This is a genomic window from Streptomyces sp. NPDC045287 (assembly GCF_056432325.1).
Genome location: NZ_JBWKJG010000001.1, coordinates 490,782 through 505,835 on the forward strand (window position 1 = coordinate 490,782; position 15,054 = coordinate 505,835).

Consider the following 15,054-nt stretch of genomic DNA (forward strand, 5'->3'; position numbering starts at 1 on the left):
CGGGCGGCGGGCCCGCCGCCGGACCGGCTCCGGTCCCGGTCCCGAGGTACAGCGGTGCCGTGGACTCCACGTCCGGCTCCGTCCCCCGGCCCCCGTAGGCCGCCTCCGGCGGGAGCGGCGCCCCCGGGCCCGATGCCCCGTCCGCGGGCGGCGGGCCCGCCGTCGGACCGGCTCCGGTCCCGGTCCCGAGGTACAGCGGTGCCGTGGACTCCACGTCCGGCTCCGTCCCCCGGCCCCCGCGGGCCCCCTCCGGCGGGAGCGGCGCCCCCGCGCCCGGCACCGCACCGGCCGCCGGGCGCGGGTCCACGGGCTCGGGCGGCGACTGGAGGTTCACGTACGGGCGAATCCGCAGGGGGTCGAAGGCGCCCGGCGCCGGCCCGCTGCCCTCCACCCCGCCGCAGGCGCAGCCGGCACCCCGCGGCGCCGCGGGCGTGCCGCACTCAGGACAGACCGTTCCGGCCACTGTGGGTCCCTCCCCTAGAAGTCCTGCTGACTGGATCCCGCCCCCGGGAACTGGCAGCGATTATGCAGCCCGGAGTGACCCTCCCGACATCCCCGACCGTTCTCGGCAGGCCATAACGGGCCGGAACGCCCACGATGGAGGGGGAGACGGAGACAGTGAGGGAGGCGCCCATGACGCGGCCAGTCGGCACCCCGACCACCAGCCCCGCCCCCGGAACGGGGTACAACCGGCGCACGGTCCTGGTGCCCATCGGGGCGCTGCTGCTGGGCATGCTGCTCGCCGCGCTCGACCAGACGATCGTGTCGACCGCCCTGCCGACGATCGTCAGCGAGCTCGGCGGCATGGACCACCTGTCGTGGGTCGTCACCGCCTACATGCTCGCCTCCACCGCCGCCACGCCCCTGTGGGGCAAGCTCGGCGACCAGTACGGACGCAAGAAACTCTTCCAGACGGCCATCGTCATCTTCCTCCTCGGCTCCGTGCTGTGCGGCATCGCGCAGGACATGCCGCAGCTCATCGCCTACCGCGCCGTGCAGGGCCTGGGCGGCGGCGGGCTCATGGTGCTGTCCATGGCGATCGTCGGCGACCTCGTCCCGCCCCGGGACCGCGGCCGCTACCAGGGGATCTTCGGTGCCGTCTTCGGCGCGACCAGCGTCCTCGGGCCGCTCCTCGGCGGTGTCTTCACCGAACACCTCACCTGGCGCTGGGTGTTCTACATCAACGTGCCCGTGGGGATCGTCGCCCTCTTCGTCATCGCCGCCGCCCTGCACATCCCGGTCCGCCGCACCCCCCACACCATCGACTACCTCGGCACGTTCCTGATCGCCTCGGTCGCCACCTGCCTGGTGCTCGTCGCCTCCCTCGGCGGCACCACCTGGCCGTGGGGCTCCGCCCGGATCATCGGCCTCGCCGCCCTCGGCGCCGTGCTGCTCGTGGCGTTCGTGTACGCCGAGCGGCGCGCCGCCGAGCCCGTCCTGCCGCTGCGGCTGTTCCGGATCCGCACCTTCACGCTCGTCTCCGCCATCAGCTTCGTCATCGGCTTCGCGATGTTCGGCGCCATGACCTACCTGCCGACCTTCCTCCAGGTCGTGCAGCACATCAGCCCCACCATGTCCGGCGTCCACATGCTGCCGATGGTGGTCGGCATGCTGCTCACCTCCACCGTGTCCGGGCAGATCGTCAGCCGCACCGGCCGGTGGAAGGTCTTCCCCATCCTCGGCACCGCGATCACCACCGTGGGCCTGCTCCTCCTCCACCGGCTGCAGATGACCAGCCCCACGTGGGAGATGAGCGTGTACTTCTTCGTCTTCGGCGCCGGACTCGGCCTCGTCATGCAGGTCCTGGTGCTGGTCGCGCAGAACGCCGTCGGCTACGAGGACCTGGGCGTCGCCACCTCCGGCGCCACCTTCTTCCGCTCCATCGGCGCCTCCTTCGGCGTGGCCGTCTTCGGCACGATCTTCACCAACCGCCTCACCGGCAAGCTGGCCGACGCCCTCGCCGGCCAGGACGTCCCGCCCGGCGCCGACGCGCACACGATCTCCGCCGACCCGCGCGCCATCACCGAGCTGCCGCCCGCCCTGCGCCCGGTCGCGCTCGACGCGTACTCCACCTCCATCACGGACGTCTTCCTGTACGCGTCGCCGATCGTCCTGCTGGCCTTCGCCCTCGCCTGGTTCCTGCGCGAGGACCAGCTCCGCGGCTCCGTGACCGCGCCCGACCCGAGCGAGACCCTCGCCTCCAACCCCGTCGAGCGCTCGTCGTACGACGAGGTCGCCCGCGCCCTGTCCGTGCTCGGCTCCCGCGAGGGCCGCAAGGCCGTGTACGAGAGGATCACCGCCCGCGCGGGGATGGACCTGCTGCCCGCGGCCAGTTGGCTGCTGCTGCGCATCCGCCGCCACGGGACCGTGGAGCCGGGGCGGCTCGCCGAGGCCGCGTCCGTGCCGCTCAGGGCCGTCACGGACGCGTCCCGGCAGGTGGAGGAGCGGGGGCTGGCCCGCCGCGAGGGCCTCCAGATGATCCTCACCGACCGGGGCGTGGAGGCGGCGACCCGGCTGGCGCGCGCCCGCGAGGAGTCCCTCGCGGAGCTGCTCGGCGACTGGTGGGGGCCGGACCGGCCCACCGACCTCAACCAGCTCGTGCGGGAGCTGACCGCCGAGCTGTGCGGCTCGGACCGGGAGCACCCGGGGGCCGGGCCACCACCCCCGAACCACCGGACCTAGGAGGCCGCCGCACACCCGGCGACCGGTGCGGTGCGGCGCGGACCCGGGGGCCGGCACGGTGTGGACCGGTGCCCGGCGCGGCGCGGACCCGGAGATCGGCGCGGACCCGATGGCCGGCACGGTGTGGACCCGGAGGTCGGCACGGGACCGGGGGCCGGCGCGGGACCGGGGGGCCGAGGGCCGGGGCGGTCCCGCGCCGGGGTCAGGTCAGCTCCTTGCCGTACCAGACCTCCATGTACGGGCCCTCGCAGTACGCCGGGATCTCCCGGTAGCCGTGGCGGACGTACAGGGCGCGGGCCTCCACCAGGTCCAGGCGCGTGTTGAGCACCGTGCGCCGCGCGCCCAGCTCCGTGGCGGCGGCCTCCAGGGCGGTCAGCAGCAGCCCGGCGCCGCCCGTGCCGCGGAACGCGCGGCGGACGAAGACCCGGGTCAGCTCCGCCCGCCCGGCGTCCAGCAGCAGCACCCCGCCGCAGGCCGCCGGCCGCCCGCCGTACCGGCCCACCAGGAACCGGCCGGTCGGCGGCTCCAGGGCCTCCACGCCGTCGCCGGCCAGCCCCTCGTCGACCTCCCGGGGCGTGGCGGGGCGGCGCCAGTAGCGGCCGGCCACGTCGCCGTAGTAGTCGCGGCGCAACGCGGTCGCGTCGGCCGTGTCGTACCGCTCGGGGCGTATCTCCCAGTGCGCGGCCGGGTCCGTCGTCGGCACGGCCTTCAGGACACCACCCGGGCGACGAGCATCCCGTCGTAGCCCTTCACGCCGACCGTCTGGAACGCCGTCGCGTCCAGCCGGGGGTCGCGCGCGACGAGGTCGAACATCTCGCGCGTGCCGCGGACCGCCTCGTCGGCGGTCTCCCCGTCGACGACCCTGCCGCCGCGCACCACGTTGTCGACGACGATCACGCTGCCCGGGCGGGTCAGGCGCAGCGCCCACTCCACGTAGCGCGGGTTGTTCTTCTTGTCGGCGTCGACGAAGACCAGGTCGAAGGGGCCGGCGCCCTCCGCCTCCAGCTCCGGCAGCGTGTCCAGGGCGGCGCCCGTGCGGACCTCGGCCACCGCGTCGAGACCGGCCCCGGCCAGGTTGAGCCGGGCGACCTCGGCGTGCGCGGGGTCGTACTCCAGCGAGATCAGCCTGCCCTCCGGCGGCAGCGCCCGGGCCAGCCAGATGGAGCTGTACCCGCCGAGCGTGCCGATCTCCAGGATCGTGCGGGCGCCCTGGACACGGGCCAGCAGGTGCAGCAGCTTGCCCTGGTTGGGGGCGACCGCTATCTGCGGCAGGCCCGCCTCGTCGCTCGCGGCGAGCGCGGCGGTCAGCGCCTCGTCGGCGGGGGCGAGCAGGTCGGTGACGTACGCGTCGACGGCGCTCCAGCGCGCCTGGGGGTCCTGAGCGTTCTGGGTCATGATCGGGAACCTAGCCGACATCCGCCGCCGGTGCGGCGGGATTCCGCGCGGACACGGCGGAGCCCCCGGTGAACGTGGTCACCGGGGGCTTCCGCCGGGGGAGCGGCCGCGGGGGCGGCGGCTCAGTACCAGTGGTTGGTCTGCCAGAACTGCCAGGCGCCGCACGGGCTGCCGTAACGGTCGTTCATGTAGTCCAGGCCCCACTCGATCTGGGTGGCCGGGTTGGTCTTCCAGTCCGACCCCGCGGACGCCATCTTCGACCCGGGCAGGGCCTGGACCAGGCCGTACGCGCCGGACGAGGCGTTGGTGGCGGTGGGGTTCCAGCCGGACTCGTGCTCGACGATCTTGCTGAAGCACTGGTACTGGCCGGACGGGATCATCTTCTGGGCGACGGCCTGCGCCGAGCCGGTCGCGGCCGAGGCCGGGGTCGTCACCGCCATCATCGCGCCCGAGGCGCCCAGCAGCACGGTGGCGGCGGCGGCGACGGACTTGTTGCGGACGGAGAAACGGCTGGAGATGGAGCGGAACACGTCGTAAGGGACCTCACGTCGGGGACAGGGTTGCCGCGGGCATGCTGGAACCGGACCGGGGGTACCCGGGGGCTCAAGAGGCTTGCCAGAGGGCACTTCGGCGGGACCGCGAGGCGATCGCGCCGCCGTCGGTGCCCGGCGACGTCATCCACCAAAGCAAGATCGGCGGGCTATGGCAAAGCCCCCCTTGTACGAGGCACGACCGGAGACCCGTCCCCGCGGCGCGGCCCGTCCGGCGGCGGTCGGCGCAGGTCGCGACGAGCGGGCGGGCCGCCTTCCGGACCCCCGGGAAGTCCACTAACGGGGGTCGTATGTGACGTGGGCAATGTGACCCACATCACTCAGAAATGCCCCGGATGAGGGTTTTCGTCCCCTTCGAATGTGACCTGGGCCTCGAACGCCGCCCGTCGAGTCGCACGCCGGAGGGCCTTCAGGACCATCGATCCGATGGTCAGCGTCAGCACCGCCGTCAGCGCCGCCCGCCCCAGGTCCCAGCCCATGGAGGTGGCCAGGCAGTACGCCGCGAACCGCACGAGGTTCTCGTGGACCGGCTCGCCCGCGTGGAAGGCGATCCCGCTCGACCCCTCCGGCAGCGCCAGCACCCACCCCTGCAGGTTCATCGCCGTCCCGTACGCGAACGACGCCACCGCCCCGTACGCCGCCAGCACCAGCAGCTCGCCCCGGCCCCGCAGCCGGTCCGCGGCCGGCAGCAGCCCGGCGCCCATCGTGAACCACGCCATCGACAGCATCTGGTACGGCATCCACGGCCCGACCCCGCCGGTCAGCAGCGCCGACGCGAACATCGTCACGGCGCCCAGCACGAACCCGAAGCCCGGCCCCAGCACCCGGCCGCTCAGCACCATGAGGAAGAACATCGGCTCCAGGCCCGCCGTCCCCGCGCCCAGCGGCCGCAGCGCGGCGCCCACCGCCGCCAGCACGCCCAGCATCGCGACGGCCTTCGCGTCCATGCCCGAGTCGGCGATCGTCGCCACGACCACTCCGACGAGCAGCGGCAGCAGCGCCGCGAACAGCCACGGCGCGGCCCCCGCGTGCGCCTCCGCCAGGCCGGACGCGCCGTCCGCCAGCAGCGGCCAGCCGAACGCGGCCACCCCGACGGCGCTGATCAGGACCAGCGCGGCGACCGAGCGCGGGCCCAGCCGCACGGGACGCGCCGTCACAGCGCCGCCTCCACCTGCGCGACCGTCAGCCACGGCTGCGGGGCCAGCACCTTCGCGACCTGCGGGGCGAACGCCGGGGACGCCACGACGACCTCGTGGGTCGGCCCGTCGGCGACGACCTCCCCGTCGGCGAGGACCACCACCCGGTGCGCCAGCTCCGCCGCCAGCTCCACGTCGTGCGTGGCCATCACGATCGCGTGCCCGTCGGCGGCGAGGCGCCGCAGCACCTCCACGAGGCGCGCCTTCGCCGCGTAGTCCAGGCCCCGGGTCGGCTCGTCGAGCAGCAGCAGGCCGGGGCGGCCGGTCAGCACCACGGCCAGGGCCAGGGTCAGGCGCTGCCCCTCCGACAGGTCCCGCGGGTGCGTGCCGTCCGGTACGCCCGGCAGCAGCTCCGCCACCAGCGCGCGGCAGGTGCCCGGTTCGGCGCCGGCGTCCGCGTCGGCCGCCGCGCACTCGGCGGCGACCGTGTCCGCGTACAGCAGGTCGCGCGGCTCCTGCGGGACCAGGCCGACCTCGCGGATCAGTTCCGCGGGCGGGGTGCGGTGCGGGACGCGGCCCCCCACGAGGACGCGGCCGGAGGAGGGGGCGACCATGCCCGCGAGGGCGCCGAGCAGGGTGGACTTGCCGGCCCCGTTGCGGCCCATGAGGGCGACGGTCTCCCCGGGGCCGACCCCGAGGGCGACGCCCCGCAGCGCCTCCACGCGCCCCCGCGTGACGACGAGCCCGTCCACGCGGGCGAGGTCCGGGCCGGCGCTGGTGCCCCCGGGCGCCGGACGGCCCTCCTCGGCGCGGCGGCGAAACGGCCACCAGGACGGAGCCGGGCCGCCCCCGCGGCGGGCCCGCGCCCCGGCGGGAGCGGGCCGGGCGGGCGGTACGGGACCCGGGGACGCCGGTGGTACGGGGCCCGGGGACGCCGTCGGCCCGCCGGGCACTGGCGCCGGTACCCGGGACGCCAGGCGCTCGCGCAGCGGCTCCGCCCGCCGGCGGGCCTCGCGGACGGTGAGGGCCGGCGGGGTCCAGCCGGCGAGCCGGGACAGGGCGACCACCGGCGGGTGCACGGGCGACACCCGCATCACCTCCGCCGGCGCCCCCGCCACCAGGGGCGCGCCGGGCTCCCGCAGCAGCACCACCCGGTCCGCGTACTGCACCACCCGCTCCAGCCGGTGCTCGGCCATCAGGACCGTCGTGCCGAGGTCGTGCACGAGGCGCTGGAGGACGGCCAGGACCTCCTCGGCGGCGACCGGGTCCAGGGCGGACGTCGGCTCGTCCAGCACGAGGACCTTCGGGTGCGCGGTGAGGACCGAGCCGATCGCCACGCGCTGCCGCTGCCCGCCCGACAGGGTCGCGAGGGGCCGGTCCCGCAGGTCGGCGAGGCCCAGCAGGTCCAGGGTCTCCTCGACGCGGCGCCGCATCACCCCGGGCGGCAGGCCCAGCGACTCCATGCCGTACGCCAGCTCGTCCTCGACGACGTCGGTGACGAAGTGCGCGGACGGGTCCTGGCCCACCGTCCCGACCACGTCGGCCAGCTCGCGCGGCCGGTGCGTGCGCGTGTCGCGCCCGCCGACCGTCACCCGGCCCCGCAGCGTGCCGCCCGTGAAGTGCGGGACGAGCCCCGACACGGCGCCCAGCAGGGTCGACTTGCCGGCGCCGGACGGGCCGACGAGCAGGACCAGCTCGCCCTCCGGGACGGCCAGGTCCACGTCCCGCACGGCCGGCCCGGCGGAGCCCTCGTAGGTCACCGTGACGTTCTCGAAGCGGATCACCAGGGCTCCTCAGCGGTCTTTCGGTACGGGCGCGACGAACGCCGGCAGGAGGCCCACCAGCACGGACAGGGCGGGCCACAGCGGCAGCCGGGGCGCCGCCAGCGGGGTGACGCCCGGCCGCAGCGCGTCCCCGGCCGGCCCGGCGGAGGCCCACACGACCAGGGCGGCCACCGCGATCCCCGCCCCGGCGACCAGCCACGCCCGGGGCCCCCACCGGTCGGGCCGGTAGCGGGTGCGGGGCGTGCGCCGGCCGCCCAGCCACAGCCCGGCCAGCGCCGCCGCGGCGCCCCCGGCGAGCAGCGGCACGCCGTACCCGGCGCCCTCCACGGCGAGCAGCCCGTACGTGCCCGCGCACACGCCCAGCAGGCCGCCCAGCGTCAGCGCGGTCGTCGTGTGCCGCACGGCGGGCGGGACGGCCGCGGTGCGCCCGTACCCGCGCGCGTCCATCGACGCGGCCACCGCCACCGACCGCTCCAGCGCCCCCTCCAGGACCGGCAGCCCGATCTGGAGGACCGCCCGCACCCCGCCCGCGGGGCGACCGCGCAGCCGCCGGGCGGTCCGCAGCCGGGCCACGTCCGCGACCAGGTTCGGCGCGAACGTCATCGCGACGACCACGGCGACCCCGGCCTCGTACAGCGCGCCCGGCAGCGACTTCAGCAGCCGCGCCGGGTCGGCGAGGGCGTTCGCGGCGCCCACGCACACCAGCATCGCCGCCAGCTTCGCCCCGTCGTACAGGGCGAACACCAGTTGCTCGGCGGTGACCCGGCCGCCGATCCGCACGCCCCGCGCCCACTCGGGCAGCGGCACCTCGGGCAGCGTGACCAGCACGTGCGTGCCGGGGACGGGCGAGCCGAGCAGCGTGGAGAACAGCACCCGGACCACCAGGACGGCCAGGCCCAGCTTGAGGAACGCGCCGTACGAGCGGGCCCAGGGCGCGTCGGTGCGGCGCGCGGCGACCACGTACCCGGCGACGCCGACGACCAGGCCGAGCAGCAGCGGGTTGGTGGTGCGGGACGCGGCGACGGCCAGGCCGAGCGCCCAGAGCCACCAGGCGCCCGCGGGCACGGCGTTGGAGCGGTGCGCCTCGGGAGCGCGCAGCCTCATCGGCGGCCGTGCCGACGCGCCCGTACGAGGGCGGCGGCGCCGAGCGCCAGGACGGCGGCGGCCCCGGCGTACAGGCCCAGCGACGCGCCCCGGCCGCCGGGGGCGGCGCCGGGCGCGGCCGTCGCGGACGGTGACGTCGCCGGGGCGGGCGACGGCCGGCCGGCCGCCGCGGTGTCCACCTGTTCCCCGCAGCCCCGCTCCGGGTAGCCGGCGATGGCGCACAGCAGCGCCTGGCTGCTGTACCGCAGCGGCGCGGCCACGGCGGCGAGGGCGTCCGCGCCGGTCGCGTCGGGACGCACGCGCGCGCAGGCGGTGCGCCGCGCGGGCGGGGTCCCGCCCGGCGGGGCGTCGGCGGCGGTGCCGAAGTCGAGGACGAGCGCGACCCGCTTGGTGCCCTCCTCGGGCCGGGTGCCCGCGCAGATCGCGGCGAAGTCGGGGGCGAGGCGCGGCCGGTCGGCGTCCCGGCTGTCGGCGCTGACCGCGAACCGGTAGCCGTGGACGGCGCCGTCGTCGGGCCGGACGGTGGCCGGGCCCTGCGTGGCGTACGCCCACGCGCCGTCCCGGCCGCCCTCCCAGAACGACCAGTACCGGTAGCCGGCCGCGTGCGCCGTGCCGGGCACGGCCGGCACGGCGGCGAGCGCGGCCAGGCAGACCGCGAGCGCCCGGAACCGCCGGTACGCGCGCGTGGGGCCCGTCACGGCCGCCGCTTCCCGCGCCCGCTGAGCAGGAAGCCGACGCCGACACCGGCGACGAGGAACACCGCGACGATCAGCCAGACCGGGAAGCCGGACTCCTCCCGCTCCTCCCCGGCCTCCTGCCGCTCGTGGGTCTCGGGCGTCGACGCGGGCTTCGGGCCGGTCGCGTTGAGCTGCCGGACGAGGTCGGCGCCGCCGAAGTCGCGCGGGTCGGCCCCGGCCGTGTGCGCGGCGAGGACGAGCTGGGCGTACGCGGCGGGGCCGCCGTCCTTGGCCCACGCGGCCGAGTTCTCCTCCAGCCACGCGATCCCGGCGTCCGCCGCGTCGCGGTGCCCGGCGGCGGCGAGGGCGAGGACGGCGTCGGCGGTGTTGCCCACGTCGGGCTGGTCGGCGGGGGCGGTCGCGCCGGGCAGGGGCGGCAGGGTGAGGTGGCCGGTCCCCGCCAGGGCGTCCGCCAGGTACGCGGCGCCGTTGCGGGCGGCCCGCTCCGGAGTGGGCTTCGCGGCGTCCTCGCAGGTGGGACGCTGGTTGGGGGTGGCGCCGCGGACCAGCGCGTGCTTGCCGAGCCCGGCGAGGACGGCGGCCGCGGTGGCGTCGCCGTTGGGACGGAGGGTGCCGTCCTTCTCCGGCTGGTAGGCGAAGGCGCCGCCGCCCTGCCCGGCGGAGCAGGGCAGCGCGAACGTGAGCAGCGCGTCGTACGGGGTCTTGCCCGCGGCGGTCCGGAACCGGCCGGGCTCCTCGCCGGTGCCGGCGAGGGCGCTGATGACGAGGGAGGTGGAGTTGGCGTCGCTGGGGGAGCCGGGGTTGTAGCCCCAGCCGCCGTCCGGGTTCTGCACCTGCTTCAGCCACGCCACGGCGGTCCCGCGGGCCCCGCCGGTCTTCTCCGGGTGGCTGTCGACGCCCTTCAGCGCGTGCAGGGCGACGGCGGTCGCGTTGGTGTCGAGGGGCAGGTCGGCCGGGCAGGGCCGGTCCGTGTCGGCGCGGAAGGACGGGAACCCGCCGCCCGCGCACTGCTGGCCGAGGAGCCACGCCACGGCCTGCCCGGCGGGCTCGACGCCGACCGACTGCTGGGCGAGGAACGCCAGCGACTGCCGCCACACCCCGTCGTAGGCGGGGTCCGCGGTGCCGTACAGGCCGGCCGGCAGGGCGGGGGCCGCGGGCGACGACGACACGGGGGACGGCGCGGCGGACGGGGCGGCGGGGGACGACGCGGCGTCGGACGGCGCGGGGGACGGCGCGGCGAGCGCGGCGGGGGCCACTGCCCCGGCGCCGACCGCGAGCAGCACGGCGGTGGCGGCGAGTGCCGTGGCGCCGCGGCGAACGATGGTCATGGCGGGGTGCCTCTCCTCCGGGGCCGGACACCGGCGCGCGGGGGCACCAGGCTCGGCTCCGTACTCCTCGACGGTGCCGGTCACCGGGCCGTTCCCGGGGACGCGAGCCGGTCAGACCCGTGACGAGGCATTCCGGCTCGCCGCGCGGGGCGGCTCACGGCTGCGGGGTCAGCGCCGGATTCGCACCGGCTTCCCCCCGTACGGGCATGAAACGACGGGCACACTCTACCCGCGGGTCACCTGGCGGCCCGAGGGCGCTCCCCGGCCGCCTCGGGGCCGTCGATCAGCCGGCACGCCGTCTCGATGTCCAGCCGCACCTGCGCGATCGACGCCCGCCCGGACAGCCAGGTGACCAGCGCCGAGTGCCAGGTGTGCTCGATGACGCGGACCGCCGCGAGCTGCTGCGGCGTCGGGTGCTCCAGCCGCATGGCGTCCAGGATGATGGTCGTCGTCCGCCGCGACACGGTGTCCACCTCCGCGCTCACGCTCCGGTCGGCGAACGTCAGCGCCCGCACCATCGCGTCCGCCAACTGCGGCTCCCGCTGCAGCGCGCGAAACGCCCGCATCAGCGTCTCGGCGACCCGCTCCGCGGCGCTCTCCCCGGCCGGGGGCCGCCTGCGCAGCGTCGCGTGGAGGGCGTCGAGCTGGTCCTGCATCGTGGCGACCAGCAGGTGGACCTTGGAGGGGAAGTAGCGGTACAGCGTGCCCAGGGCGACCTCCGCCGCCTCCGCGACCTCCCGCATCTGCACGGCGTCGAAGCCGCCGCGGCCCGCCAGCCGCGCGCTGGCGTGGAGGATGCGGCGGCGGCGCGCCTCCTGCCGCGCGGTCAGGGGCGGTGACCCCGGCCTGCCTTCCACTGTCATAGGTCCCCGTCGATCCGTGCGTCGGACGTTTCCGCGCCGTCGTGTTCCGTGCCGTGGTGCGCGACAGTATGGCCCGGCCCCCGCCGTGGCGCGAATCACCTGTTCCGGTCCTCACAGGGGCGCTACCTGCCGGTAGATTCGAAGCTCCTCCGAGCGCCCGAGAACGACCAACTCTGAAACTTGTTCTAGATTAGCGCGACCGGTTACGCTCCGCCGGAGCGCAGGGATGGAAGGGGCCGCGAGTGACCGCTGAGGCCGTAGCAGCAGGCCCCCGGGCGGGCGCAGCAGCCGGTGGGGAAGGCCCGCTGCGCATCGCCCTCCTCACGTACAAGGGAAACCCGTTCTGCGGCGGCCAGGGCGTCTACGTACGGCACCTCTCCCGCGAGCTGGCCCGCCTCGGCCACACCGTCGAGGTGATCGGATCCCAGCCGTACCCGGTCCTCGACGCGGTCGGCGGAGGGGACGGCTCCCGGACGGGGGAGGGGAGCGTCACGCTCACCGAGCTGCCCAGCCTCGACCTGTACCGGCAGCCCGACCCGTTCCGCACCCCCCGGCGCGACGAGTACCGCGACTGGATCGACGCCCTGGAGGTCGCCACCATGTGGACCGGCGGCTTCCCCGAGCCGCTCACGTTCTCCCTGCGCGCCCGGCGCCTGCTGGCCGCCCGCCGCGGCGACTTCGACGTGGTCCACGACAACCAGACCCTCGGCTACGGGCTCCTCGCCCCGCTCGGCGCGCCGCTGGTCACCACGATCCACCACCCCGTCACCGTCGACCGGCAACTGGAGCTGGACGCCGCCCGCGACTGGAAGCGCCGCGCCTCCGTGCGCCGCTGGTACGCCTTCACGCGCATGCAGAAGCGCGTCGCGCGCCGCCTGCCGTCCGTCCTCACCGTCTCCGGCTCCTCCCGCCAGGAGATCGTCGACCACCTCGGCGTGCGCCCCGACCGCGTCCACGTCGTCCCCATCGGCGCCGACACGGACCTGTGGTCCCCGGACCCGTCCGTCGCCGAGGTCCCCGGCCGGATCGTCACCACCTCCAGCGCCGACGTGCCCCTCAAGGGCCTCGTGCACCTGGTCGAGGCGCTCGCCAAGCTGCGCACCGAGGTCCCCGGCGCGCACCTCGTCGTCGTCGGCAAGCGCGCCGAGGACGGCCCCGTCGCCCGCGCCATCGAGCGGTACGGCCTCGACGGCGCCGTCCGGTTCGTCAAGGGCATCGGCGACGCCGAACTCGTCGACCTCGTGCGCAGCGCCCAGGTCGCCTGCGTCCCCTCCCTGTACGAGGGGTTCTCGCTGCCCGCCGCCGAGGCCATGGCCACCGGCACGCCCCTGGTCGCCACGACCGGCGGCGCCATCCCGGAGGTCGCCGGACCGGACGGCGAGACGTGCCTGGCCGTGCCGCCCGGCGACGCCGGCGCCCTGGCCGCCGCGCTCGGCCGCCTCCTCGGCCCCGACGGCACCGCGCTGCGCGCCCGCCTCGGCGCCGCCGGGCGCGCCCGGGTCCTGGACCGCTTCACCTGGGCCCGCGCCGCGCAGGGCACCGCGGACCACTACCGCGAGGCCGTCGCCGCGCACGGAGCGCGCCGATGACGCCCCCGCCCCCCGCACCCCCGTCCCCCGCCACGGACCGTGAAAGCAGGCCCCGCACGTGCTGACCGTCGACTTCACCCGCTTCCCGCTCGCCCCCGGCGACCGCGTGCTCGACCTCGGCTGCGGCGCCGGGCGGCACGCGTTCGAGTGCTACCGGCGCGGGGCGCGGGTCGTGGCCCTCGACCGGAACGGCGAGGAGGTCCGCGAGGTCGCCAAGTGGTTCGCCGCCATGAAGGAGGCCGGTGAGGCCCCGGCCGGCGCCACCGCCACCGCGATGGAGGGCGACGCCCTCAACCTGCCGTTCCCCGACGCCTCGTTCGACGTGGTGATCATCTCCGAGGTGATGGAGCACATCCCCGACGACAAGGGCGTCCTCGCCGAGATGGTCCGCGTCCTCAAGCCGGGCGGCCGCATCGCCGTCACGGTCCCCCGCTACGGTCCCGAGAAGGTCTGCTGGGCCCTGTCCGACGCCTACCACGAGGTCGAGGGCGGCCACATCCGCATCTACAGGGCCGACGAGCTCCTCGGCCGGATCCGCGAGGCCGGACTCCGCCCGTACGGCAGCCACCACGCGCACGCCCTGCACTCCCCGTACTGGTGGCTGAAGTGCGCGTTCGGCGTGGACAACGACCGGGCGCTGCCCGTCCGCGCGTACCACAAGCTGCTGGTCTGGGACATCATGAAGAAGCCGCTGGCCACCCGGCTCGCCGAGCGGGCCCTCAACCCCGTCCTCGGCAAGAGCTTCGTGGTGTACGCGACCAAGCCCCACCTCCCGGCGGACGCCGCGCTGTGACGCCGCCCGAGCGCACCGAACACCTCACCCTGCCCGGCGTGCTGACCGCCGGGCAGGCCGCCGAGACCGTCGCCGGCATCCTCGCCGCCCAGCGCTCCAGCGGCGCCATCCCCTGGTTCCGCGGCCACCACCTCGATCCGTGGGACCACACCGAGGCCGCCATGGCCCTCGACGCCGCCGGGGAGCACGACGCCGCCGCCCGCGCCTACGCGTGGCTCGCCCGCCACCAGAACCCGGACGGCTCCTGGTACGCCGCCTACCACGACGGCGACGCCGACCGGCCGACGGACCTCGCCCGCGAGTCCAACTTCTGCGCGTACGTGGCCGTCGGCGTCTGGCACCACTACCTGACCACCGGCGACGAGGCGTTCCTCGACCGGATGTGGCCCGTCGTCCGCGCCGCCGTCGAGTTCGTCCTGCGCCTCCAGCAGCCCGGCGGGCAGGTCGGCTGGAAGCGGGAGGCGGACGGCACGCCCGTCACGGACGCCCTGCTCACCGGCAGCTCCTCCGTCCACCACGCCCTGCGCTGCGCCCTCGCCATCGCCGAGCACCGCGAGGAGCCCCAGCCGGACTGGGAGCTCGCCACCGGCGCCCTCGCCCACGCCGTCGCCCGCCACCCGGAGCGGTTCCTCGACAAGAGCCGCTACTCGATGGACTGGTACTACCCGGTCCTCGGCGGCGCCGTCACCGGCGCGGCGGCCAAGGAGCGCATCGAGAGCCGCTGGGACGAGTTCGTCGTCCCCGGCCTCGGCGTGCGGTGCGTCGTCCCCAACCCGTGGGTCACCGGCGGCGAGAGCTGCGAACTCGCCCTCACCCTCTGGGCGATGGGGGAGTCCGACCGGGCCGTGGACATCCTGCGCTCCATCGGCCACCTGCGCGCCGAGGGCGGCCTGTACTGGACCGGGTACGTCTTCGAGGGCAACCGCGCGGTCTGGCCCGAGGAGCTCACCACCTGGACGGCGGGCTCGCTGCTCCTCGCGGTCGCCGCGCTCGGCGGCGACGAGGCGACGGCGGCCGTGTTCGGCGGCGAGCGCCTGCCGGCCGGCCTGCCGCCGGACTGCTGCTGACCCCGCGGGGGGACGGCCACGCGAACGGGCCCGCCCACCGGCCTCTCGGCGCGGTGGGCGGGCC

General features: G+C 76.3%; 13 protein-coding genes and 1 riboswitch. Of the genes, 4 read left to right on the top strand and 9 right to left on the bottom strand.

Annotated features, from left to right (window positions below; genetic code table 11):
* Positions 1-633: 633 nt before the first annotated feature.
* Positions 634-2,682, top strand: a complete 2,049-nt coding sequence (locus AC07D6_RS02160; RefSeq protein WP_315878725.1) for a DHA2 family efflux MFS transporter permease subunit — start codon at positions 634-636, stop codon at positions 2,680-2,682.
* Positions 2,683-2,884: 202 nt separating this feature from the next.
* On the opposite strand, the gene AC07D6_RS02165 is transcribed toward AC07D6_RS02160, so the two are convergent.
* The 9 genes from AC07D6_RS02165 to AC07D6_RS02205 all read right to left on the bottom strand — a co-directional run bounded on the left by AC07D6_RS02165 (position 2,885) and on the right by AC07D6_RS02205 (position 11,541).
* The gene (locus AC07D6_RS02165; protein ID WP_391653583.1) at positions 2,885-3,352 is read right to left on the bottom strand and encodes a GNAT family N-acetyltransferase; all 468 of its coding nucleotides are present in this window, start codon (positions 3,350-3,352) and stop codon (positions 2,885-2,887) included.
* Between the two features lie 38 nt (positions 3,353-3,390).
* Positions 3,391-4,077 carry an O-methyltransferase gene (locus AC07D6_RS02170; RefSeq protein WP_479041223.1) on the bottom strand — a complete coding sequence of 229 codons (687 nt, stop codon included), beginning with the start codon at positions 4,075-4,077 and terminating at the stop codon, positions 3,391-3,393.
* A 122-nt stretch (positions 4,078-4,199) separates the two neighbouring features.
* Complete coding sequence (locus AC07D6_RS02175) at positions 4,200-4,607, bottom strand: aggregation-promoting factor C-terminal-like domain-containing protein (RefSeq protein ID WP_479041225.1); 408 nt, start codon at positions 4,605-4,607, stop codon at positions 4,200-4,202.
* A 341-nt stretch (positions 4,608-4,948) separates the two neighbouring features.
* A complete protein-coding gene (locus tag AC07D6_RS02180; protein ID WP_479041227.1) occupies positions 4,949-5,785 on the bottom strand; it encodes an ECF transporter S component in 837 nt (278 codons plus the stop codon).
* Positions 5,782-7,548 (bottom strand): ABC transporter ATP-binding protein, encoded by a 1,767-nt coding sequence (locus AC07D6_RS02185; RefSeq protein ID WP_479041229.1) that lies wholly within the window; start codon positions 7,546-7,548, stop codon positions 5,782-5,784. The genes AC07D6_RS02180 and AC07D6_RS02185 overlap by 4 nt, the downstream gene beginning before the upstream one ends.
* A 9-nt stretch (positions 7,549-7,557) precedes the next feature.
* Positions 7,558-8,652 (bottom strand): energy-coupling factor transporter transmembrane protein EcfT, encoded by a 1,095-nt coding sequence (locus AC07D6_RS02190; protein ID WP_479041231.1) that lies wholly within the window; start codon positions 8,650-8,652, stop codon positions 7,558-7,560.
* Positions 8,649-9,350, bottom strand: a complete 702-nt coding sequence (locus AC07D6_RS02195; RefSeq protein ID WP_479041233.1) for an SCO2322 family protein — start codon at positions 9,348-9,350, stop codon at positions 8,649-8,651. Before AC07D6_RS02195 ends, AC07D6_RS02190 begins: the two co-directional genes overlap by 4 nt.
* Positions 9,347-10,678, bottom strand: a complete 1,332-nt coding sequence (locus tag AC07D6_RS02200) for a prenyltransferase/squalene oxidase repeat-containing protein (RefSeq protein WP_479041235.1) — start codon at positions 10,676-10,678, stop codon at positions 9,347-9,349. The genes AC07D6_RS02195 and AC07D6_RS02200 overlap by 4 nt, the downstream gene beginning before the upstream one ends.
* 126 nt (positions 10,679-10,804) lie before the next feature.
* Positions 10,805-10,873: riboswitch (cobalamin riboswitch) on the bottom strand.
* A gap of 41 nt (positions 10,874-10,914) precedes the next feature.
* Positions 10,915-11,541: a TetR family transcriptional regulator gene (locus AC07D6_RS02205; protein ID WP_479041236.1), complete on the bottom strand. Its 627-nt coding sequence runs from the start codon at positions 11,539-11,541 to the stop codon at positions 10,915-10,917.
* 242 nt (positions 11,542-11,783) lie between these two features.
* Here AC07D6_RS02205 and AC07D6_RS02210 point away from each other — a divergent pair, with 242 nt between their 5' ends.
* From AC07D6_RS02210 to AC07D6_RS02220, 3 genes are read left to right on the top strand one after another with little or no spacing between them, the layout of a single operon-like run.
* Complete coding sequence (locus AC07D6_RS02210) at positions 11,784-13,130, top strand: glycosyltransferase family 4 protein (protein ID WP_315878715.1); 1,347 nt, start codon at positions 11,784-11,786, stop codon at positions 13,128-13,130.
* A 58-nt stretch (positions 13,131-13,188) separates the two neighbouring features.
* Positions 13,189-13,923, top strand: coding sequence for a class I SAM-dependent methyltransferase (locus AC07D6_RS02215; protein ID WP_315878714.1), 735 nt, complete (start codon positions 13,189-13,191; stop codon positions 13,921-13,923).
* Positions 13,920-14,990, top strand: a complete 1,071-nt coding sequence (locus AC07D6_RS02220) for a prenyltransferase/squalene oxidase repeat-containing protein (protein WP_479041239.1) — start codon at positions 13,920-13,922, stop codon at positions 14,988-14,990. Before AC07D6_RS02215 ends, AC07D6_RS02220 begins: the two co-directional genes overlap by 4 nt.
* Positions 14,991-15,054: the final 64 nt, after the last annotated feature.